Raw genomic sequence first — 24,423 nt, 5'->3', positions numbered from 1 at the left:
GAGTCCGGCTGCGGAATCCGTGTTGGGATACTGCACGCCATGGTCATCGTCCTGCACCCACACGACTCCCTTCAGTACGCGCGCCGGTCGGCGGCCGCCAATGCTTGGTTCGGAACGGTCCTGGAGGCCGCACAGGAGGGCGACTGGCGGCTGGACGACATCGAGCGCCGCATCGTCAATGACGTGCTGAACGCGACCTATCCGCTGACCAGCGGAATGCCCCCGTACACTGAGGAGTCCCTGAGGATTCGGGTCCTACGGATCGCGAGCTGGGCCGCAATCCTGCGCCTGGCCGCCGCCGCTGGCGGATGGACACTCTTCCCGGTCACCAACCAGGATCCGGACGGCCTCACCCGGCAGGTCGGCATGGCCGACCTGCTGTCGGCTATCTACACCCTGGCTGAGCAAGGCGAGCAATGGCAGCAGATGATCATGACTGCCGTGCGCGGAAACCTCATACCGCGTGGGCAAAGCGTCGAACAGTGGGCCAGTGAGCACAGCCCCGGGCTCAAGCGGGACCTGGCGAACGCGGAGCATTTCTTCTCCGGACCCGGCTCCCTCGAGGACACCCTGCACGACATCGCCACCGCGCACGCCGGATAGGACCTCAGGATCGGACGCCGGCATGAACCGAACGGAAGCGGCACCCGCATGGGGCGGGCTCGCTTCAGCGCGGCGAGCTCGGCAACGGGATGGTCGTCGACGTTCATGATGCCGGGTTGAGCAGCTTCCAGTGGCCCTCGGAGACGACCTCGATGCTGCCGTCGGTCACCTTGATGGCGGTCTGAGCGTCGATGGCGTAGGCCGGACCCGTTATCTTCGCGGCCCAGCGTTCCGCCTCGGCCATGGTGTTCTCCGGGCACCCCGGGCTGTCGAGGTGGGGGAAGATGGAGAAATCGACGACTCCCAGCGTGCTGTCGTCACCGGTGGGGGGCTTCCAGTCGACGAACTCCTCCCCGATACGGGGAGTCAGGACCATGCTTCCGGCGCTGAGTCCTACGTAGACCGTGTCGTGCAGCGAGGGGAAGAGGTCGGCCAGTCCGGACTCCCGCATCCAGTGGCACAGGTACAGCGCGTCGCCGCCGTTCACCAGCAGGGCGTCTGCCTCTCGGACCCAGGAGACCCAGCGTTCCTTGTCGATGCCGGGCAGTGCGGTGAGCTCCAGCACGCCCACCGACTTCCACCCCAACTCGGTCATGGGACTGGGGGATTGTCCGCTGATGAAACGCCACGGCCCGCCCGGATCCCCGTACGGGCCCCCGTACCCTGCGGTGGGGATGCAGAGGGCGCTGGCCTCGGCTATCGGTTTGCCCAGGAGATCGACCAACGCTGCCAGCACGCTTGCGTTCCTGACACCCGAGTCGGTAAGGAGAAGCTTCATCACCCAACCCTACTCACGTGGGGTTTCGATCAGGGGTTCGATCAGCTCCAGGAGGTTGCCTTCGGGGTCGGCGATGTACGCGTAGCGCATGCCTTCGGTCACCCCGGGCGCGGGGGGTGACACCGGGGGCGGCGCCGCACTCACCGGTCAGACGGGCGAACGCGGTGTCGAGGTCCGGGACTTGAAGCGCGAGATGGGTGAAGGTCTGCACGGCGGTGGCGGCGAAGGGGTCCGCGTACGTGGCAGGGCTCGAACCGGGCCGTTCAACGAACTCCACCCGCTGGCCGCCGCCGTCTCTCAGGAGGACGGCACGGACGCCCGCCTCGGGCAGCTCCAGGCGCTCGTCCACGTGAATGAGCCCGAATGCGTTGCCGTACCAGGCCTCCTGGGCCGTGAGGTCGGCGACCGAAAGGCTGACGTGGTGGAAACGGGCAGGGGTTGTCCGTTTCGCCGCTGAGGAACCGGCCCTGTTCGACATCACCTTCAACGCGGGCCTCGACAAGTCCAGGTTCGACGGGTTGGCGTCGGCCGGCGACGAGGTGGCAGGCCTCCTGCTGCCCGTTGCCCGCCAGTTGGCCCCGGACGCCGACGACGCGTTCGACCTGCTGCTCCGCGTTGCCGCCGCCGCGCACGGCCTCGCCGTGTTCCTTCGCCAGGGCCTGTTCGGCGTGGGAAGCGGAGCCCTCACGGACACGGAGCAGAAGGCTGCACGCACGGCCCGAGCGATCACGCGAGAGCGCGCCGTCTGACCTCCCCGCTCTCTCCGCGACGCTGCGGCCTGCTGCGGTCGACTGCGGGCTGCGGGGGCCTGCGAGGTCAGTCGAGCGCGGTGTCCGCGAGCACCTTGCGCAGGACGTTCCAGGAGAGGTCCGAGAACGTCGTGAACTCCTTCTCCTGGTGGTCGATCTCGTCGATGTAGTGGAAGGTGTCGCGGCCGAGGTCGGCGGCCGTGTACGAGTCCATCGAGAGTTCGTTCTCGTTCAGGTACACGTGGAGGCTGGCCGCGAACTCCGAGGTGTCGCTCATGTAGCGCGGGCCGGTGGGCCCGTTGTCGCCGTCCATCGGGCAGTAGACCTTGTGCACGGCGAACTTGTCGCCGGCCAGCCAGGCGCACTGGCCGGGGGTCAGGGTGACCAGGCCCCGCTTGGGGGAGTCCCAGGCGAGTTTGTCGTAGGCCATCACGTCGAGTTGGCCGGCCAGGCAGTAGACGATTCCGGTGGTGTTGCCGTGCGAGTGGATCGGGGAGTAGTGCTGGGCCGGCCAGATCTCCAGGACCACGGGGGATCCGGCGTCGACAGGTGTGATGCCGAGGTCCCGCACGTAGTCGAACTCCGTGGCCCAGTTGTCGTAGATGCCACGGCCCGTGCAGGCCACGCGAATGTACGGCGGGTGCGTCTTGTCGTCAGCGGCCTTGGCCAGCAGGATCCGGCGCAGCAGGCCGAGCTTGTTGCCGGGCATGTCGTGGGTGGCAGTGCCGGCGGGTTCGAGGTGCTTGCGCATCGCCTCGATCTCCCAGGCGGAGAGCCGGATGTTGACCGCCTTGCGAGCCAGATCCATGATCGCCGGGGGGACCATGAGCTGTCGCGCGTACTCGTCGAAAGACGACGGCTGGGTGATGACCAGCGCCGGGGACAGGCGATCGCCCTGGATCCGCAGCTGGCGATCCCTTCCGGCCAACGCCGAGTCGCCGTACCGATATCCACCGCGAGCCCGCAGATATCCCCCGATGAGTCACTTCGCTGACGAATGCTTCTGCGTGGCTGTCGTCGTCAGCACGCTGGCCGAGTGGTGCCGCCTGGGCCGCGGTGGCCCGCGCGCCCGCGTAGCCGCGTCGCCGCTGTACGGCGGCGTGGTCGATATAGATCGTACATAGAGACTCTTTGCAGAGTTTTGACCGCGGACCGAAAACCCTGGCCGCCTGCAGAAGCTTTCCGCGCGAGCTGCTCGCGAGCTGCTCGCGAACTGCTCGCGAACTGCTCGCGAACTGCTCGCGAACTGCTCGCGGCCGGCCGTGCCGGGCGTGCTCGCCCGCGCCTGCGGCGCTTGTCGCCACCAACCTGACGAACCCGTTAAGGAGCTCCAGGCATGAACACCAGCGACACGGTTGCCCAGCAGCAGGACGCGACCTCGTTGCGTGCCGAGCTGCTCCGCCGCCGCCTGGCCGGCGGACAGGGCGGCGGACGTCGCAAGGGGATCGGCCGCGCGGACCGCACCGCGCCGCTGCCGCTCTCCTTCGGCCAGCAGCAGATGTGGTTCCTCAACCGGATGGACCCGGAGTCCACCGAGTACGGGGTGCCGTTGGTGCTGCGCCTGGCGGGTGAGCTGAACTCCGCTGCGCTGGAGAGTGCTTGGGAGCAGATCGTGGAGCGCCACGAGATCCTGCGCACCCGCTACCTCCTGGTCGGGGGTGAGCCGGCCCAGGTGGTCGACGCGCCTCGGCCGGCCGGGTTGCCGGTGGTGGACCTGACCGTCGTCCCGGCCGAGGCGCTGGACGCCCGGTGGCGCGAGGCGGTCGAGTTGGAGATCGCCAAGCCGTTCGACCTTGAGCAGGAGTGGCCGGTCCGGGCCACCCTGGTCCGCCTCAGCGCCACTGAGCACGTCCTCGCCGTGGTCTTCCACCACATCGCCTGCGACGCCTGGTCGATGCGGGTCTTCGCAGGTGAGCTGGGTGGTTTCTATCGGAGTGCCGTGACCGGCGGGCCCATGACGGCTGAGCCGCTCGCGCTGCAGTACGCGGACTACGCCGCCTGGCAGCGCAAGCACCTCGCCGGTGACACCTTGGAGCGCGAACTCTCCTACTGGCGTGACAAGTTGGACGCCGTCATGCCGCTGGATCTGTCAACCGACCGGCCGCGCCCGGCGGTCCGCAGCTGGGCGGGCGACTCCGTCCCGTTCGCGATCCCGGCCCAGCTGGCTGACCGGGTACGCGAGTTGAGCGCCGAGCAGGGCACCACGCCGTTCACCTTCCTGCTCACCGTCTACCAGCTGATGCTCGGTCGCCACGCCGGCTCCAGCGACATCACGGTCGGCGTCACCGTCTCGGCGCGCAACCGTCCCGAGTTGCAGCAGATCATCGGTTACGGCATCAACACCCTGGCAATCCGTGGACGTTGGAGCGGAGACCCGGCCTTCGCGGAGCTGCTGAAGTCCTCCGCCGGCACGGTGCTGGACGCCCTCGACCACCAGTCCGTCCCGTTTGCCCGTCTGGTGGACGAGCTGCAGCCGCAGCGCGACCTGTCCCGCACGCCGGTCTTTCAGGTCGACTTCGTCCTGCACGAGGACCGCGAGTCGGCCTTCGACCTGCACGGCCTGGAACTGGAGTCGCTGGCCGAGGACCGGATCGCCAAGTTCGACCTCACGCTGAACGTCACACACGCCGCCGAGGGAGCGATGCACGCCCGACTGGGCTTTGCAACCTCGCTGTTCGACCGTGCAACTGTTGAGCGGATGGCCGGGCACATCCTGCAGCTCCTGGAGTCGGTCACCGTCCGGCCGCAGGCTCGGCTCTCGTCCCTGCGGATGCTGCCAGCGGTGGAGGTTGCGCGGCTGATGGGGGAGTGGAACCCGGTGGTTCCGGAGCCGGTGGAGCGTTGCGTGCACGAGGTCTTCGAGGCGCAGGCTGAGCGGACACCGGATGCGGTCGCGGTCGTCTTCGAGGGCGTTGAGCTGACCTACCGCGAGCTGAACGAGCGCGCGAACCGGATCGCGCACCACTTGCGTGAACTGGGTGCGGGGCCGGACCGGTTGGTGGGTGTTTCGCTGGAGCGCGGTCTTGACCTGCTGCCGGCGCTGCTGGGTGTGCTCAAGTCCGGTGCGGCCTACCTGCCGCTGGACCCGGCCAACCCGGTGGAGCGGTTGGGTTACATCCTGGAGGATGCGGGCGCTTCGCTGCTGGTGACGATGTCGGGGCTGGAGAGCGTTCCGGCCGACTACGCGGGGACGCGGGTCCTGCTGGATGCGGACGCGGCTGCGATCGCCGAGCGGTCGAGCGAGAACCCGGCGGTCGTGGGGTCGCCGGAGAACCTGATCTACGTGATCTACACCTCGGGTTCGACGGGTCGGCCCAAGGGTGTGGCGTTGAGCCACGCGAACGTGCTGCGGCTGCTGCGTTCCGCTGATCACAATCTGGCGTTCTCGTCCGAGGACGTGTGGACGCTGTTCCATTCCTACGCGTTCGACGTGTCGGTGTGGGAGATGTGGGGTGCGCTGCTGAACGGTGGCCGTCTGGTGGTGGCGTCGTTCGACACGCTGCGCTCGCCGGATGAGTTCTTGGACCTGTTGGTCGCGGAGCGGGTTTCGGTGCTGTGCCAGACGCCGACGGCGTTCCGTTCGCTGACGGCGCTGGCGGCAGCGGGGGACCCGCGGATCGATGAACTGGGCCTGCGGGCGGTGGTGTTCGCCGGTGAGCGGCTGGAGACCGGGGACCTGCTGCCGTGGACGGACCGGTTGGGCCTGTCGGGTCCGGTGCTGGTGAACATGTACGGCATCACCGAGACGACCGTCCACTCGACGTACCACGAGCTGGGCGAGCTGGACCTGGCCCAGCCCAACCGCAGCTTCGTCGGCCGTCCGCTCTCCGACCTGGCGATCCACCTGCTGGATGAGCAGGGCAACCTGGTGCCGGTCGGCGTGCCCGGGGAGATCTACGTCGGCGGCGCCGGCGTGGCCCGCGGCTACCTGGGCCGCCCCGAGCTGACGGCCGAGCGCTTCGTCCCGGACCCCTTCGGCCCGCCTGGAGCCCGCCTCTACCGCTCCGGCGACCTGGCCCGCCGCCTGGAGGACGGCAGCCTGGAATGCCTGGGCCGCATCGACACCCAGGTCAAGATCCGCGGCTACCGCATCGAACTGGGCGAGATCACCAACCAGCTGCACACCCACACCTCGGTCCGCGACGCCGCCGTCATCGCCCGCGAGGACGTCCCCGGCGACAAGACCCTCGCCGCCTACATCGTCACCACCGAAGACACCTCCCTGGAACCCGCCGAGCTGCGCGCCCACCTGTCGGCCGCGCTGCCGAGCTACATGGTTCCGAGCGCGTTCGTCGCCATCGACCGCATCCCGCTGACCAGCAACGGCAAGCTCGACGCCCGTGCTCTGCCCGCCCCGGGCCGGAGCGCGTACGTCACGGTGGCTCACGTCGCGCCGCGTACGGCAGTCGAGTTGGCGATGGCTGCGGCGTGGGCCGAGGTGCTGCGGATGGACGTCGACCGGGTGGGTGTCCACGACAGCTTCTTCGACCTGGGTGGCGACTCGATCCGCGCGGTGGCGTTGACCGGTGCGTTGCGTGAGGCGGGCTATGGCGTCTCCATTCGGGATGTCTTCGAGTATCGGACGATCGCCAGGCTTGCTGCCAATGCCGGGTTCGCGGGTGAGGCATTCGTGCCGGTCGCGCCGTTCGCACTGATCGGCGCGGAGGACCGGGAGGCGCTGCCGGTTGACGTGGTCGACGCCTACCCGCTCTCGCAGGTGCAGACCGGCATGCTGGTCGAGACGCTGACCAGCGCCGAGCGCGGCACCTACATCAACATCAACTCGTTCCGGATCCCGGACGAGCAGGCGTTCTCGCCGGCCGCGCTGCGGGAGGCGCTGCGGGTGGTCGTACAGCGGCACGACATCCTGCGCACCTCGATGCACCTGGAGGGCTACACACAGCCGTTGCAGCTGGTGCATGCCGACGTCGACGTCCCGGTCACTGTGCACGACCTGTGCGGGATGGGCGAGGAGGACGTCCGGCAGGCGCAGTTGGAGTTCGTCACCGCGCAGCGGGCTGAGCTGTTCGATGTCGCCGCGGCGCCGCTGCTGCGAGTGAGCGTGCACGTGGAGTCCGACGCCGCCTGGCGCCTCACTCTGACCCAGAGCCACGCGATCACCGAGGGCTGGAGCCTCAACTCCCTCACCATGGAACTGCTGGACGCCTACCGCGCGATCCGGGACGGCGTCGCGCCGCCCGAGTACCCGGAACTCGCCGTCCGGTACGCGGACTTCATCGCCGCCGAGTCGGAGTCCCTGGAGAGCGCCGATGACCAGGAGTTCTGGAAGAACATCACCGACCAGCACGCCCCGCTCACCCTCCCCGAGGCCTGGGCCGGCACTGTGACCGAGGCACCGGCCGAGACGCTGCGAGTGGAAGCCGTCCTCGCGGATCTTGAGGAGCAGCTGCGCGCTCTGGCGAGCCGGGCCGGCGCCTCGCTGAAGACCGTGCTGCTTGCGGCGCACCTCAAGGTGATGAGCGCGCTCACCACCGAAACCGCCTTCCACGCCGGCCTGGTCACTCACGGACGACTCGAAGTCCCTGGTGCAGAACGGGTGTTGGGCATGCATCTCAACACCCTGCCGATCCCCTTCCGGCACACCGCCACCACCTGGCTTGAGCTGGTCGAGCAGACCTACGCCAGTGAGACCGCCATCTGGGGCCACCGGCGCCACCCCCTGCCCGCCATTCAGCGCGCGGCGGGAGCGGACCGGCTGATCACCGTTCTGTTCGACTACCACGACTTCCACCAGGTCGATGCTGACAAGATCGACACCACCGGTACCATCGGCGGCGCCCTCAACGAGTTCGCCCTGAACGCCATCGCCCAGAACGGCCGCATCCACCTCACCGCCACCACCCGCACCCTCACCCGCGAAGCAGCCGAGCGGCTGGCGGGCATGTTCCGCCAGGTGCTGGAGTCGATGGCCGCTGATGTGCACGGTGATGCCACGGGTGGTGTGGTGCCGGCGGGGGAGGCCGCGCGCCTGGTGGGGGAGTGGAACCCGGTGGTCGCTGTGCCGGTGGACGGATGCGTGCACCAGGCCTTCGAGGCGCAGGTTGAGCGGACGCCGGATGCGGTTGCGGTCGTGTTCGAGGGCGTGGAGCTGACGTACCGGGAGTTGAACGGGCGGGCGAACCGGATCGCGCATCACCTGCGTGAACTGGGAGCGGGTCCGGACCAGTTGGTGGGTGTTTCGCTGGAGCGCGGTCTTGATCTGCTGCCGGCGCTGCTGGGTGTGCTCAAGTCGGGCGCGGCGTATCTGCCGTTGGACCCGGCGAACCCGGCGGATCGGCTGGGTTACATCCTGGAGGATGCGGGTGCTTCGCTGCTGGTGACGACGTCGGCGGTGGAGAGCGTGCCGGAGCGGTTCGCGGGGACGCGGGTCCTGCTGGATGCGGACGCGGCTGCGATCGCCGAGCGGTCGAGTGAGAACCCGGTCCTGGTGGGGTCACCCGAGAACCTGATCTATGTCATCTACACCTCGGGGTCCACGGGCAAGCCCAAGGGCGTGGGTCTGAGTCATGCGAACGTGCTGCGCCTGTTCGCCTCTACCGAGGGCCAGTTCGGGTTCGGTGCCGGAGATGTGTGGACGCTGTTCCACTCCTACGCGTTCGATTTCTCGGTCTGGGAGATCTGGGGACCGCTGCTGCTCGGCGGCCGCCTGGTGGTCGTCCCCCACACGGTCAGCCGCTCGCCTGCCGCCTTCCTCGATCTGCTGGTGCGCGAGCAGGTCACCGTCCTCAACCAGACGCCGTCCGCGTTCTACCAGCTGATCGACGCCGACCGGGACAGCGACCTGGCGCCCGATGCACTCGCCCTGCGCCATGTCGTCTTCGGCGGCGAGGCCCTCGACCCGCTGCGGCTGCGTCCATGGTTCGACCGCCACACTGTGAACGCGCCGGTGCTGTCGAACATGTACGGCATCACCGAGACCACTGTCCACTCGACCTACCAGGAGCATGGCGCCATCGACCCGGCCGGCTCTGCCCGCAGCCGGATCGGCCGACCGCTCTCGGACCTGGCCGTCCATCTGCTCGATGCGCGAGGGAACTTGGTGCCGGTCGGCGTGCCCGGCGAGATCTACGTCGGCGGCGCCGGTGTGGCGCGCGGCTACCTGGGCCGTCCTGAACTGACGGCGGAGCGTTTCGTGCCGGACCCGTTCGGCCCGGCCGGCTCGCGGCTCTACCGCTCGGGTGACCTGGCTCGTCGTCTGGAGGACGGCAGCCTGGAGTTTCTGGGTCGTATCGACACGCAGGTCAAGATTCGCGGCTACCGCATCGAACTCGGCGAGATCACCAACCAGTTGCGCACCCACGCCTCGGTACGGGATGCGGCGGTGATCGCCCGTGAGGACTCTCCGGGGCACCGGTCGCTGGCCGCGTATGTGGTGCTCGATGGCGGGGCGGTGCTGGAGCCGGCCGAGTTGCGCGCACATCTGGCAGGCTCTCTGCCGGAGTACATGGTTCCCGGCGCCTTTGTGGCGATTGAGCGGATTCCGCTGACCGCCAATGGCAAGTTGGACGTCCGTGCGTTGCCTGCTCCTGGTCGTGATGCCTTTGCCGGTGGTGGGCACGTTGCGCCGCGTACGGTGGTCGAGGTGGCGATGGCCGGGGCATGGGCCGATGTTCTGGGGCTGGAACTGGACGGGATCGGTGTCCACGACAGCTTCTTCGACCTGGGTGGCGACTCGATCCGCGCGGTTGCGCTGGCGGGGGCGTTGCGTGAGGCGGGCTATGGCGTCTCGATTCGGGATGTCTTCGAGTATCGGACGATCGCCCGGCTTGCTGCCAACGCCGGGTTTGCGGGTGAGGCGTTTGTGCCGGTGGCGCCGTTCGCACTGATCGGCGCGGAGGACCGGGCGGCGCTGCCGGCCGGTGTGGTCGACGCCTACCCGCTATCCCAGGTGCAGACCGGGATGCTCGTCGAGACGCTGACCAGCGCCGAGCGGCGTAGCTACCACAACCTCAACTCCTTCCGGATCCCGGACGAGGAGCCGTTCTCGGCCGAGGCCCTGCGGGAGGCGCTGCGGGTGGTCGTGCAGCGGCACGACATCCTGCGCACCTCGATGCACCTGGACGGCTTCTCCCGCCCGCTGCAGATCGTGCACAGCTCGGTGGAGATGCCGCTGACAGTGCACGACCTGCGTGGGATGGACGCCGAGGCCCGCGACCGGGCCGGTGCCGAGTTCGCCGACCAGCAGCGGGCCGACCTCTTCGACCCGGCGGTCGCGCCACTGGTGCGTGCCAGCGTTCACCTGGAGTCGGAGCGGGCCTGGCGGCTGACCTTCACCCAGAGCCACGCGATCACCGAGGGCTGGAGCTACAACTCCATGCTGATGGAGATCCTGGACGCGTACCGCGCCGTCCGCGACGGCGAGCAGCAGCCCGCCTACGACGCGCCGGTCGTGCGCTACGCCGACTACATCGCGGCCGAGTTGGAGTCGTTGGACAGCGCCGAGGACCGGGCGTACTGGAAGGGCGTCACCGACGCCCACGTCCCGTTCACCGTCCCGGAGACCTGGGGCGACCAGGACAGCCCGGCCGAGCGCTACCGCGTCCCCGTCCGCTTCACGGACATCGAGGACGGCCTGCGCGCCCTGGCCACCCAGGCCGGCGCCTCGCTGAAGACCGTGCTGCTCGCGGCGCACCTCAAGGTGCTGAGCTCGCTCACCACCGAGACCGCCTTCCACACCGGCCTGGTGACCCACGGCCGACTCGAAGTCCCGGGCGCCGAAAAGGTCCTGGGCATGCACCTCAACACCCTGCCGATCGGCTTCACCACCGGCTCCGCGCGCACCTGGGTTCAGCTGGTGCAGAACACCTACGCCCGCGAGCTCGAGGCGTGGGGCACCCGCCGGTACCCGCTGCCCGCCATCCAGCGCGACACCGGCAGCCAGCAGCGGCTGATCCCGGTCATGTTCGACTTCATCGACTTCCACCACGTGGACACCGACAAGGTCGACGTCCGGGCGACGCTGATCGACGGCGCCACCGAGTTCGAACTGCACATCTCGGGGACCCCCGACGCCGTCAACATCATCGGTGCCACCAGCGTCGTCAGCCGGGTCAACGCCGAGCGCCTGGCGGGCATGTACCGCCAGGCGCTGGAGTCGATGGCTGCTGATGTGCACGGCGATGCGACGTGTGGTGTGGTGCCGGCGGTGGAGGTTGAGCGGCTGGCGGGGGAGTGGAACCCGGTGGTTCCGGAGCCGGTGGAGCGTTGCGTGCATGAGGTCTTCGAGGCGCGGGCCGCCCGGACGCCGGATGCGGTTGCGGTGGTGTTCGAGGGTGTGGAGCTGTCGTACCGGGAGTTGAACGAGCGGGCGAACCGGATCGCGCACCACTTGCGTGAACTGGGTGCGGGTCCTGACCGGTTGGTGGGTGTTTCGCTGGAGCGCGGGTTGGATCTGCTGCCAGCGTTGCTGGGTGTGCTGAAGTCGGGTGCGGCGTACTTGCCGTTGGACCCGGCGAACCCGGTGGAGCGGTTGGGTTACATCCTGGAGGATGCGGGTGCGTCGCTGCTGGTGACGATGTCGGGGCTGGAGAGTGTGCCGGCGGACTACGCGGGGACGCGGGTGCTGCTGGATGCGGATGCCGCTGTGATCGCGAGCCGCCCGTCGGTCAACCCGGTGCCTGTGGCATCGCCGGAGAACCTGATCTACGTCATCTACACCTCGGGTTCCACGGGCCGCCCCAAGGGCGTGGCGCTCAGCCACGCGAACGTGCTGCGGCTCCTGCTTTCCGCCGACCACGACTTCACCTTCTCGTCCGACGACGTATGGACGCTGTTCCACTCCTACGCCTTCGACGTGTCGGTGTGGGAGATGTGGGGTGCGCTGCTGCACGGCGGCCGTCTGGTGGTGGCGTCGTTCGACACGCTGCGCTCGCCGGATGAGTTCCTGGACCTGCTGGTCGCGGAGCGGGTTTCGGTGCTGTGCCAGACGCCCACCGCGTTCCGTTCGCTGACGGCGCTGGCGGCGGCGGGGGACCCGCGGATCGACGAACTGGGCCTGCGGGCAGTGGTGTTCGCCGGTGAGCGGCTGGAGACCGGGGACCTGCTGCCCTGGACGGACCGGCTGGGCCTGTCGGGCCCGGTGCTGGTGAACATGTACGGCATCACCGAGACCACCGTCCACTCGACGTACCACGAGCTGGGCGAGCTGGACCTGGCCCAGCCCAACCGCAGCTTCGTCGGCCGCCCGCTCTCCGACCTGGCGATCCACCTCCTGGACGAGCAGGGAAACTTGGTGCCGGTCGGCGTGCCCGGAGAGATCTACGTCGGCGGCGCCGGCGTGGCCCGCGGCTACCTGGGCCGCCCCGAGCTGACGGCCGAGCGCTTCGTCCCCGACCCCTTCGGCCCGCCCGGAGCCCGCCTCTACCGCTCCGGCGACCTCGCCCGCCGCCTGGAGGACGGCAGCCTGGAATGCCTGGGACGCATCGACACCCAGGTCAAGATCCGCGGCTACCGCATCGAACTGGGCGAAATCACCAACCAGCTGCGCACCCACACCTCGGTCCGCGACGCCGCCGTCATCGCCCGCGAGGACATCCCCGGCGACAAGACCCTCGCCGCCTACGTGGTCCTCGCCGACGACGCGGCGCTCGACCCGATCGAGCTGCGCGCCCACCTCGCGGCCGCGCTGCCCGACTACATGGTCCCCGGCGCGTTCGTCGCCATCGACCGCATCCCGCTGACCAGCAACGGCAAGCTCGACGCCCGCGCTCTGCCCGCCCCCGACCGGAAGGCGCTGGCGAGCACCCAGCTGGTCGCGCCGCGTACGCCGGTCGAGCAGGACATCGCCCGCGCCTGGGCCGAGGTGCTGCGCATGGACGCCGAGCAGGTCAGCGTCCACGACAGCTTCTTCGACCTCGGCGGCGACTCGATCCGCGCCGTCCGACTGACCGGTGCGCTGCGCGAGTTGGGCCATGTACTGACCATCCGCGACATCTTCGAGCACCGCACCATCGCGCGGCTCGCCCTCTGCGCGGTGCCGGGCTCGGGAGCCACGGCGTTCGTGCCGGTGGCGCCGTTCGAGTTGATCGATGCCACGGACCGGGCGGCGCTGCCGACCGGTGTGGTCGACGCCTACCCGCTCTCCCAGGTGCAGACCGGCATGCTCGTCGAGATGCTGACCAGCGCCGAGCGCGGTACCTACATCAACATCAACTCCTTCCGGATCCCCGACGACCAGGCGTTCTCGCCGGCCGCGCTGGAGGCCGCGCTGCGGGCCGTCGTGCAGCGTCACGACATCCTGCGCACCTCGATGCACCTCGACGGCTACAGCGAGCCACTCCAGCTGGTGCACGCCGAGGTGGACGTCCCCGTCGCGGTCCACGACCTGCGCGGGATGGACGAGGCCACCCAGCGTGAGAGCGAGCTCGCCTGGGCCGGTGCCGAGCGCGCCCGCGGGCTGGACATGGCCTCGGCCCCGCTGCTGCGGGTGACCGTGCACCTGGAGTCCGACGCCGCCTGGCGCCTCACCCTGACCCAGAGCCACGCGATCACCGAGGGCTGGAGCCTCAACTCCCTGACCATGGAGCTGCTGACCGCCTACCGGGCCATCCGGGACGGCGCAGAGCTGCCTGCCCACGAGACTGCGGGCGTGCGCTACGCGGACTTCGTGGCAGCGGAGTTGGTGTCGCTGGAGAGCGAGGAGGACCGGTCCTACTGGAAGGGGATCACCGATGGCCACACGCCGTTCGTCCTGCCGCAGGCTTGGGGGAGCGACGAGGGGGCCGATCCGCTCCGGGTCACGGCCGAGTACGGGGATCTGGAGGACGGGCTGCGCGCGCTGGCACGGCGGGCGGGCGCTTCGCTCAAGACCGTCCTGCTGGCGGCGCACCTGACGGTGCTGAGCTCGCTCACTACCGAGAGCGCCTTCCACACCGGTCTGGTGACCCACGGCCGGCTCGAAGTTCCGGGCGCCGAGCACGTGTTGGGCATGCACTTGAACACCCTGCCGATCGCCTTCAGGGCCGGGTCGGCGACGACCTGGGTCGAGACCGTGCGGCAGGTGTTCGCCCGTGAGACGGAGATCTGGGGTCACCGGCGCCACCCGCTGCCGGCCATCCAGCGCGCCTCGGGTGCGGAGCGACTGATCACCGTCCTGTTCGACTACCTGGACTTCCACCAGGTCGACGACGGCAAGATCGACCGGGCGGGCACGATCGGCGGCGCGGTCAACGAGTTCGCACTCAACGCCATCGCCCAGAACGGCGGCATCCACCTCACCGCTACCACCCGCACCCTCACTCACGAGAGTGCGCAGCGGCTGGCGGCGATGTACCGCACGGTGCTGGAGGCGATGGCCGCCGACCCGGAGGGTTCGGCCCTCGACGGCGCCGTCCCGGCCGCCGAGGAAACCGCTCTGCTGGCTCTGGGAACCGCCCCCTCGGCGGCCGAACAGCCGCTGACGCTGGACCAGTTCGAGGCGCAGGCGGCGGCGACGCCAGGTGCGATCGCGGTCACCTTCGGGGACCAGGAGCTCACCTACGCCGAGCTGGACGAGCGGGCCAACGCCATCGCCCACCAGCTGCTGGCGCTGGGCGCCGGCCCGGACATCCCGGTCGGTGTCCTGCTCACCCGCTCCACGGACCTCATCGCGGGCCTGCTCGCGGCCTGGAAGGCCGGATCCCCGTACCTGCCGCTGGACCCGAAGCTGCCCGCCGAGCGGCTGGCGCACATCCTGGCCGACACCGCCGCTCCGCTGGTGATCACCACCACCGGCCAACTCGGCCTGCTGGCAGGGGTGTTCCAGGGTCGACTGGTCCTGCTGGACGAGCCCCTCGACACCCACCCGGCCACCACCACCCCGGCCCGCAGCACCCAGCCGGACAACCTGGCCTACATCATCTACACCTCCGGCTCGACCGGCACACCCAAGGGCGTGATGGCCCACCACGGCGGCCTGGCCAACTACCTGGCCTTCACCAAGGCCACCTACGCGACCACCCCCGGCGGTGCGCCGCTCTTCTCCCCGATCACCTTCGACCTCGGGATCCCGAACATCTTCACCCCGCTGGTCACCGGTCAGCCGGTGCACCTGCTGGCGCACGACCTGGACACCGCCGACCTCGCGCAGGCGCTCAGTGCCCGCGCGCCGTACAGCTTCATCAAGCTCACCCCCGCCCACCTGGAGCTGCTCACCCACCAGCTGTCCGCCGAGCAGGCGTCCACGCTGGCCGGGCAGGTGATCGCGGCCGGTGACACGTTCACCACCGAACTGGCCGAGCGCTGGCGCACCCTGGCCGGCACAGAGACGGTCCTGGCGACGGAGTACGGTCCGACGGAGATCACCGTCGGCAACTCCGGCCAGGTCGCGACCAGCGAGCTGAGCACGATCCCGCTGGGTGAGCCGATCCCCAACACGGCGATGCACGTCCTGGACGCCTTCGGCGCTCTCGCGCCGGTCGGGGTCCCTGGCGAGGTGCACATCTCCGGTGCCGGTGTGACGCGCGGCTACCTGAACCGTCCCGACCTGACGGCCAAGAAGTTCATCCCCAACCCCTACGGCCCCGCCGGTAGCCGGCTCTACCGCACCGGCGACCTCGCCCGCCGCCTCGCCGACGGCAGCCTGGAGTTCCTGGGCCGCATCGACACCCAGGTCAAGATCAACGGCTACCGCATCGAGCTCGGCGAGATCACCAACCAGCTCCGCCACCTGGACGGCGTCGAGGACGCGGTCGTCATCGCCCGCGACAACACCCTCCTCGCCTACCTCATCGGCACCACCCCCGACACCGTGCGCGAGGACCTCGCCGCCGTCCTGCCCGACTACATGATCCCGAACGCCTTCCTCACCCTCGACCGCATCCCCCTCACCAACAACGGCAAGCTCGACACCAAGGCTCTCCCCACCCCCGGCCGCGACGCGCTGGCGGGCACGGGACGCGCGGCCCCGCGTACGGCCACCGAGCGCCAGTACGCGCAGGTGTGGGCCGACGTCCTGGGCCTGGACGTGGAGACGATCAGCACCGCCGACAGCTTCTTCGACCTCGGCGGCGACTCGATCAGGGCCGTCCGCCTGGCCGGTGCGCTGCGCGAGCACGGCTATGACCTCACCATCCGCGACATCTTCGCCCATCGCACGATCGCCGCGCTGGCCGCCAACACGGTGGCCGGAGCAGCTATCCAGCCGTTCCGCAGCGTCGAGCCGTTCACCCTGATCAGCCCCGAGGACCGAGCGGCCCTGCCGGCCGGCATCGACGACGCCTACCCGCTCTCCCAGATCCAGACCGGCATGCTCGTCGAGATGCTGGCCGACGAGGAGAAGCGCAACTACCTGGACGTCAGCTTCTACCGGATCCCCGACCCGAAGCCCTTCTCACCCGACGCGCTGCGCCGGGCCGCCGACGCGGTCGTCGCCCGCCACGACATCCTGCGCACCTCCACCCATCTGACCGACTACTCCCAGCCGTTGCAGCTTGTCCACACCACCGTCGACATCCCGATCACCACGCAGGACCTGCGTCATCTGGACGAGCAGGGTCAGCTGGAGTTCGGACTCAAGGTCCTCGCCGACGAACGCGCCGCCGGATTCGACATCGCCACGGCTCCGCTGCTGCGCATCAGCGCATACGTCGAGGCCGACGACGCCTGGCGGCTGAGCTTCACGCACTGCCACGCCGTCACCGAGGGCTGGTCCATGCACAGCCTCACGATGGAGCTCCTCGCCGCCTACCGCGCCATCCGCGACGGTGAGCCGCTGCCCGCCTACGATGCCCCCGCCGTCCGCTACGCCGACTACATCGCCGCCGAGTTGGAGTCCCTGGACAGCCCCGAGGACCGGGCCTACTGGCAGCAGATCACCGACACCCACACACCGATCACCCTGCCGCAGGCGTGGGCCGATGCGGACAAGCCACGCGAGGCCCACCGCGCCGAAGTCCGGTACTCCGACATCGAGGACGACCTCCGCGCGCTGGCCGCCCGGGCAGGGGCCTCGCTCAAGAGCGTGTTCCTGGCCGCCCACCTGAAGGTGATGAGCGCCGTCACCACCGACGACGCCTTCCACACCGGCCTGGTGGTGCACGGCCGCCTGGAGGCACCGGGAGCTGAAGGTGTTCTGGGCATGCACCTGAACACCCTGCCCGTTGCGTTCAAGTGCAGTACCATTCCGCGCACTTGGCGGGAGCTGGTCGAGCAGACATTCGCTCGTGAGACGGAGATCTGGGGCCACCGCCGCTACCCACTGCCGTCCGTGCAGCGCGCGGCCGGGGCAGAGCGGTTGATCAGCGTGATCTTCGAATACCTGGACTTCCACCAGATGGACGGTGACCAGGTCGACGTGGAGGCCGAATTCCACGCGGCACCCAACGAGTTCGCGCTGAACGTGTCCGCCATCGGCGGCCGCATCTCCCTTGCCACCGGCACCGATGTGCTCACCCGTGAGGCGGCGACCCGCCTGGCGGCGATGTACCGCACGGTGCTGGCGGCGATGGCCGCCGACGCCGAGGGCGACGCCACCGCCAGCGCCATCCCGGCGGACGAGCAGGCCCGCCTGCTGGCGCTCGGTACGGCTGTGGAGCGGCCGGTGGCGGACCTGGTGATCGACCGGTTCGAGGGTCAGGTCGCGGTGACTCCGGCGGCCGTCGCGGTGGTCTTCGGTGAGCAGCGGATGAGCTACCGGGAGCTCGACGGGCGGGCCAACCGGATCGCCCGTGAGCTCGCGTCGCTGGGCGTGAACGGTCCGGTCGGCATCTACCTGGAGCGCTCGACGGACATGGTGGCGGGTCTGCTGGCGGCGTGGAAGGCGGGGGCGGCGTATCTGCCGCTGGACCCGAAGCTCCCGGCCGAGCGGCTGACGCACATCCTGACCGACACCGCCGCGCAGGTCGTCCTGACGACCTCCGCGCTGGCGTCGACGCTGCCCGAGACGGGGGCGCGGCTGGTGCTGCTGGACACCGTCGACGGCTCGGAGGCGACCGCGCCCAAGCGGTCGATCCACCCGCTGGACGTCGCCTACGTCATCTACACCTCGGGCTCGACCGGTACGCCGAAGGGTGTGCTGGCCCACCACGAGGGCCTGGCGAACTACCTGGCCTTCACCGCCGCGACCTACGCGACGGCTCCCGGTGGTGCGCCGCTGTTCTCGCCGATCACCTTCGACCTCGGCATCCCGAACATCTTCACCCCGCTGGTGACCGGTCAGCCGGTGCACCTGCTGGCGCACGACCTGGACACCGCCGACCTCGGCGCCGCGCTTGCCGCCGGGGCGCCGTACAGCTTCATCAAGCTCACCCCCGCCCACCTGGAGCTGCTCACCCACCAGCTGTCCGCCGAGCAGGCGTCCACGCTGGCCGGGCAGGTGATCGCGGCCGGTGACACGTTCACCACCGATCTCGCCGAGCGCTGGCGCCGGCTCGCGGGCACGGAGACGGTCCTGGCGACGGAGTACGGTCCGACGGAGATCACCGTCGGCAACTCCGGCCAGGTCGCCACGAGCGAGCTGAGCACGATCCCGCTCGGTGAGCCGATCCCCAACACGGCGATGCACGTCCTGGACGCCTTCGGCGCCCTCGCGCCCGTCGGGGTCCCCGGCGAGGTGCACATCTCCGGCGCCGGCGTCACCCGCGGCTACCTGAACCGTCCCGACCTGACGGCCGAGAAGTTCATCCCCAACCCCTACGGCCCCGCCGGATCTCGCCTCTACCGCACCGGCGACCTCGCCCGCCGCCTCGCCGACGGCAGCCTGGAGTTCCTGGGCCGCATCGACACCCAGGTCAAGATCAACGGCTACCGCATCGAACTCGGCGAGATCACCAGCCAGCTCCGCCACCTCGACGGCGTCGAGGACGCGGTCGTCATCGCCCGCGACAACACCCTCCTCGCCTACCTCGTCGGCACCACCCCCGACACCACCCCCGACACCGTGCGCGAGGACCTCGCCGCCGTCCTGCCCGACTACATGATCCCCAGCGCCTTCCTCACCATCGACCGCATCCCCCTCACCAACAACGGCAAGCTCGACACCAAGGCCCTCCCGCTCCCCGGCCACGACGCCTACGCCAGCGCCGAGCACGTCGCCCCCACCACCGACACCGAGAAGCTCTTCGCCGCCGCCTGGGCAGACGTCCTGGGCCTGGACCCCGACACGATCAGCACCGCCGACAGCTTCTTCGACCTCGGCGGCGACTCGATCCGCGCCGTCCGCCTCACCGGCGCCCTGCGCGAGAGCGGGCACAACCTCACCATCCGCGACATCTTCCAGCACCGCACGATCGCCGCCCTGGCCGCCAACAGCACCGCCGGCGACGCCGAGATGCAGCCCTTCCGCAGCGTCGAGCCGTTCACCCTGATCAGCCCCGAGGACCGAGCGGCCCTGCCGGCCGGCATCGACGACGCCTACCCGCTCTCCCAGATCCAGACCGGCATGCTCGTCGAGATGCTCGCGGACACCGAGCGCGGCGGCTACCACCACCTCAACTCCTTCCGGATCCCGGACCCGAAGCCCTTCGCGCCCGACGCCCTGCGCGAGGCGCTTCGGATCGTCGTCGCCCGCCACGACATCCTGCGCAGCTCCCTGCACCTGATGGGCTACCTCCAGCCGCTCCAGCTCGTCCACCACGTCGTCGAGATGCCACTCGCCCTCCATGACCTGCGCGGTCTGGATGCCGATCAACTGGACCGGGCCCGCGCCGACTTCGCCGCGCAGCAGCTGGCCGAACTGTTCGACCCGGCCGTCGCGCCGCTGGTCCGCGCCAGCGTTCACCTGGAGTCGGACCAGGCCTGGCGGTTGACCTTCACCCAGAATCACGCGATCACCGAGGGCTGGAGCTACCACTCCATGCTCATGGAGATCCTGGACGCCTACCAGGCCATCCGGGACGGTGAGCCGCTGCCCGTCTACGACGCCCCCGCTGTCCGCTACGCCGACTACGTCGCCGCCGAGCTCGACTCCCTGGACAGTACCGAGGAGCGAGAGTACTGGCGGAGCGTCACCGACTCCCACGTCCCGTTCACCCTCCCGGAGATCTGGGGCGACCAGGACGGCCCGGTCGAGCGATACCGCCGCCGCGTAGAGTTCGGCGACCTGGACGAGCAGCTGCGCTCCCTGGCCACCCGGGCCGGCGCCTCCCTCAAGACCGTCCTGCTCGCGGCCCACCTCACGGTGCTGAGCGCCCTCACTCCCGAGGAGTCCTTCCACACCGGCCTGGTGACCCACGGCCGACTCGAAGTGCCCGGCGCCGAGCGCGTCATGGGTATGCACCTGAACACCCTGCCGATCGGCTTCACCACCGGCTGCACCACCGGCTCCGGCTCCGCCCGCACCTGGCTCCAGCTGGTGCAGGACACCTACGCCCGCGAGGTCGACGCGTGGAGCCACCGCCGGTACCCGCTGCCCGCGATCCAGCGGGACACCGGCAGCGCGCAGCGGCTGATCTCGGTGATGTTCGACTACACGGACTTCCACCATGTGGACACCGACCGGGTCGACATCGGAGCCAGCATGGTCGACGGTGCCAACGAGTTCCAACTGCACGTCTCCGGTGCGACCGACGGGCTCAGCGTCTTCGGCGCCACCGATACGCTGTCCCATGACTACGCCGAGCGGCTGTGCGGGATGTACCGCCGCGTGCTGGAGTGCATGGCCGCCGACCCGTACGGCTCCGCAGCCGGCGGCGTCCTGCCGGCCGCCGAGCAGGCCCGCGTCCTGCTCGCCGGCAGCGGCACCCGCCAGCCGCAGCCGGTTGAGCTGACCGTCCACGAGGCCTTCCAGCAACGGGCGTTGGCCACGCCGGATGCCATCGCCGTGGTCGCCGGGAGGAACCAGCTGACGTACCGTCAACTGAATGAGAGGGCCAACCGGATCGCGCACCATCTGCGCGCCCTGGGTGCCGGGCCGGAGACGCTGGTCGGGCTCTGCCTGGACCGCGGACCGGACCTGCTGCCCGCGCTGCTCGGTGTTCTCAAGTCCGGTGCGGCGTACGTCTCGTTGGACCCGGCCAACCCGATGGGCCGTCTTGCGCTGATCCTCGCCGACACCAACGCGCCTGTCGTGCTGACCACTTCCGGCCACGCCGCCGAGCTCGCCGAGTTCTGCGACGGCGAACTCGTGGTCCTGGACCGCGAGTCGGACCGCTCGGCGATTGCCGCGCAGCCGTCCACCGACCCGGTGAACTGGACCTCTCCGGCCAACCTGGCCTATGTGCTGTACACCTCCGGCTCGACCGGCACGCCCAAGGGCGCCGCGCTCACCCACGCCAACGTGATGCGCCTGTTCCGCACCTCCGAGCGGGAGTTCACCTTCCGCGAGTCGGACATCTGGGCGATGTTCCACTCCTACGCCTTCGACGTGTCGGTCTGGGAGATGTGGGGTGCGCTGCTGCACGGCGGCCGCCTGGTGGTGATCGCACCCGAGATCGCCCGCTCGCCCGAGGACTTCCTCGACGTGCTGGTCGCCGAGCGGATCACCGTGCTGTGCCAGACCCCCACCGCGTTCCGCGGCCTGGCCGCCCTGGCCAATGACGAGGACGAGAACGAGGCCAATGACGAGGCCAATGACGAGGGCGACCGCCTGGCACGGCTCTCGCTGCGCGCCGTGGTGTTCGCCGGCGAGCGCCTCGACGTGTCCGAACTCCTCCCCTGGGTACGGCGCCTGGGCCTGGAGCAGCCCGCCCTGCTGAACATGTACGGCATCACCGAGACCAGCGTGTACTCGCTGCGGCACGAGCTCGGCGAGCAGGATCTGGGCCGCCCGCTGGCGAGCATCATCGGTACTCCGCTGGGCGACCAGAAGATCCACGTGCTCGACCGGCGCGGCAACCTCGTGCCGGTCGGGGTGCCCGGCGAGATCTACATCGGCGGACCGGCCGTCGCCCGCGGCTACCGCGGCCGCCCGGACCTGACCGCCGAGCGCTTCGTGCCGGACCCGTACGGCGAGCCCGGCGCCCGGCTCTACCGCACCGGCGACCTGGCCCGACTGCTGCCGGACGGGACGCTGGAGTTCCTCGGCCGGATCGACACCCAGGTGAAGATCCGCGGCTACCGCATCGAACTCGGCGAGATCCAGAGCAGGTTGCGCCGCCTGCCGCAGGTCCGCGACGCCGTGGTGATCGCCCGCGAGGACGTCCCCGGCGACAGGACGCTGGCCGCCTACGTGGTGGCCGACGGCGAAAGCGCGCCGGAGGCCGCCGAGTTGCGTGCCGCGCTGGCGGCCGAGCTGCCCGCGTACATGGTCCCGAGCGCCTTCGTGGCCATCGACCGGGTGCCACTGACGCCGAACGGCAAGCTCGACCACCGTGCCCTGCCCGCGCCGGACCGCAACGCGCTCGTGGGCGCCCAGCGGATCGCGCCGCGCAACGCCACCGAGCAGCGCACCGCGCGCGTCTGGGCCGAGATCCTGCAGCGGGACGTGGACCGCGTCGGCGTCGAGGACAACTTCTTCGACCTCGGCGGCCACTCGCTGCTCGCCACCCAGCTGGTCTTCGCGCTGCGCACCGAGTTCGCGGTCGAGCTGCCCCTGAAGGCCCTCTTCGAGTACCCGACGGTCGCCGGGCTGGCCGCCGCGGTGGACCGCTGCCAAGGCGGCGCGCAAGCCGTGCTGGACACCGACGTCGATCCCGCCGACCTGCGGCTCGCCGAGGACATCACCGGCGTCGGTTTCACCGTTCACGCGGGACCGCTGCGCCGGGTCCTGCTGACCGGCGCCACCGGCTTCCTGGGCGCGTACCTGCTGGCGGAGCTGATCCGCAGCACCGACGCGACCGTGGACTGCCTGGTCCGGGCCGGTTCCGACCAGGCGGCCGAGCAGCGGCTGCGCTCGGTGCTGGAGCGGTACGAACTGTGGAGCCCGCAGCTGGCCGCCAGGACCGTCGCGGTCGCCGGCGACCTCGCCCTGCCCCGGTTCGGGCTGACGGACCGGCACTTCGACGAGCTGGCCGCCCGGACGGACGCGGTCTACCACAGTGGGGCCGCCGTCAATGTGACCCAGCCCTACCCGGAGCTGCGGCCCGCCAATGTGGCCGGCACCGAGGAGATCCTGCGGCTGGCCGCACGGTCCGGCCGCGCGGCGGTCCACCACATCTCCACCATCGGGGTCTTCGCCCCCGGCGGCCCGGGCGAGCGGGTGATCACCGAGGAGAGCCCGACCGGCCCCTCGGAGCGGCTGCGCCAGGGCTATCCGCGCAGCAAGTGGGTCGCCGAGCAGCTGGTGCTGGAGGCCGCCCGCCGCGGGCTGGCCACCGCGTGCCACCGGCCCGGCCGGATCAGCGGGGCCGCCTCGACCGGTGCCTGCCAGACGGACGACGCCATCTGGCGGTTCGTCAAGGGCTGCGTGCAGGCGGGAGCGGTGCCGGAGGCCGCCGACGTCCCGCTCGACCTGATCCCGGTCGACTACGTCGCCGCCGCGGTGGTGGCCCTGTCGAGGCGCCTGCCGGCGGACGGCGACACCGGGCCGCTCCACTACACCAGCCCGCACCCGCTGCGGATGGGCGCTGTCGTGGAGCAGTTGCGCGCGGCCGGTTACCCCCTGCGTCCGCTGCCGCTCGGCGAGTGGAGCGCGCTGGTCGCCGCCGACCCCGGCAATGTCGCCTCCCCGCTGCTGGGCGTGGTCGGCGAGGCAGCCTCCGGAGCGGACACCGCGGTGACCCGCTTCGACTCGGGCGGTACGGCCGCGAAGCTGGCCGCCGCCGGGATCAGCTGCCCGCCGGTGGCCGGCGCCCTGCTGGACCGCCAGCTCGCCTGGTTCGCCCGCACGGGCTATCTGCCGCCCGCCACCGCACCGGCGCCTGGCCTGGTGGACGCGTAGCACATGCTGTAGCAGGTCACCGGCGGGTCGGCGGCCTCTCCCGGTCCGGCCGACCCCAGCCGGACCGGGAGCACGCGGTGCGCCGCGGGGTCGACGGGACCGGGAAATCCCGTCGACCCCACGGGAGGCCTTGCCGCTGCCGACCGGTTCGTACGCCGAGCCCAGGGCGGCTGCGGCGGCGAGCAGGTCGGCGAGGGAGCCTCGACCGCCCTTCGTACCGTCCGTGGCAACGGCGAGCAGGTGCTCGGCGTCGTCGCGGGCGATCCGACGGGATCGGTCGGTCGAGGCTCGTCTCGTGTCGTTCAGCGTCGACGTCCCCGGTTGTGTCACACCTTTCCGAAGAATTTTTTTCGTGCGGCCCGAAACCCGTCAGTCCCTCTGAAATTCATCTGAGTTGACTTGCTTGACCGCGTTCCGCCAGCTGGCTACGCTCGCCGCGATCCGCAATCGGCCGGGTCCATCCCCCCACAGGTTCCGCGCCACCACGGCCCGGCCGCCCCCTGCCCGCAGTACCCCTGCGAGCATCGGCCGCGCCGTCG

General features: G+C 70.2%; 6 protein-coding genes and 1 pseudogene. 3 read left to right on the top strand and 4 right to left on the bottom strand.

Annotated features, from left to right (window positions below; translation table 11 throughout):
• Positions 1-39: 39 nt before the first annotated feature.
• On the top strand, positions 40-603 hold the full coding sequence (locus P3T34_RS03710; RefSeq protein ID WP_280664524.1) for a hypothetical protein: 564 nt from the start codon (positions 40-42) through the stop codon (positions 601-603).
• A gap of 103 nt (positions 604-706) precedes the next feature.
• Here the strand turns inward: P3T34_RS03710 and P3T34_RS03705 are convergent, their stop codons facing one another.
• The 3 genes and pseudogenes from P3T34_RS03705 to P3T34_RS39845 form a co-directional block, all read right to left on the bottom strand.
• Positions 707-1,381 carry a Type 1 glutamine amidotransferase-like domain-containing protein gene (locus tag P3T34_RS03705; protein WP_280664523.1) on the bottom strand — a complete coding sequence of 225 codons (675 nt, stop codon included), beginning with the start codon at positions 1,379-1,381 and terminating at the stop codon, positions 707-709.
• A 9-nt stretch (positions 1,382-1,390) separates the two neighbouring features.
• Positions 1,391-1,483: a VOC family protein gene (locus tag P3T34_RS03700; RefSeq protein ID WP_280664522.1), complete on the bottom strand. Its 93-nt coding sequence runs from the start codon at positions 1,481-1,483 to the stop codon at positions 1,391-1,393.
• Positions 1,484-1,580: 97 nt separating this feature from the next.
• Positions 1,581-1,859, bottom strand: a pseudogene (locus P3T34_RS39845) (VOC family protein); the annotation flags it as partial.
• Between P3T34_RS39845 and P3T34_RS03695 the strand changes: the two are divergent.
• The gene (locus tag P3T34_RS03695) at positions 1,774-2,130 is read left to right on the top strand and encodes a WHG domain-containing protein (protein ID WP_348534612.1); all 357 of its coding nucleotides are present in this window, start codon (positions 1,774-1,776) and stop codon (positions 2,128-2,130) included. The pseudogene P3T34_RS39845 and the gene P3T34_RS03695 overlap by 86 nt on opposite strands.
• 67 nt (positions 2,131-2,197) lie before the next feature.
• On the opposite strand, the gene P3T34_RS03690 is transcribed toward P3T34_RS03695, so the two are convergent.
• Positions 2,198-3,058, bottom strand: coding sequence for a hypothetical protein (locus P3T34_RS03690; protein WP_280664520.1), 861 nt, complete (start codon positions 3,056-3,058; stop codon positions 2,198-2,200).
• Positions 3,059-3,466: 408 nt separating this feature from the next.
• Here P3T34_RS03690 and P3T34_RS03685 point away from each other — a divergent pair, with 408 nt between their 5' ends.
• Positions 3,467-23,884, top strand: a complete 20,418-nt coding sequence (locus tag P3T34_RS03685; protein WP_280664519.1) for a non-ribosomal peptide synthetase — start codon at positions 3,467-3,469, stop codon at positions 23,882-23,884.
• Positions 23,885-24,423: the final 539 nt, after the last annotated feature.

The sequence above is a fragment of the Kitasatospora sp. MAP12-44 genome (assembly GCF_029892095.1).
Lineage (GTDB): Bacteria > Actinomycetota > Actinomycetes > Streptomycetales > Streptomycetaceae > Kitasatospora.
The sequence above is the reverse complement of the archived record's forward strand: the minus strand, read 5'-3'. Positions and strand labels throughout refer to the sequence as shown.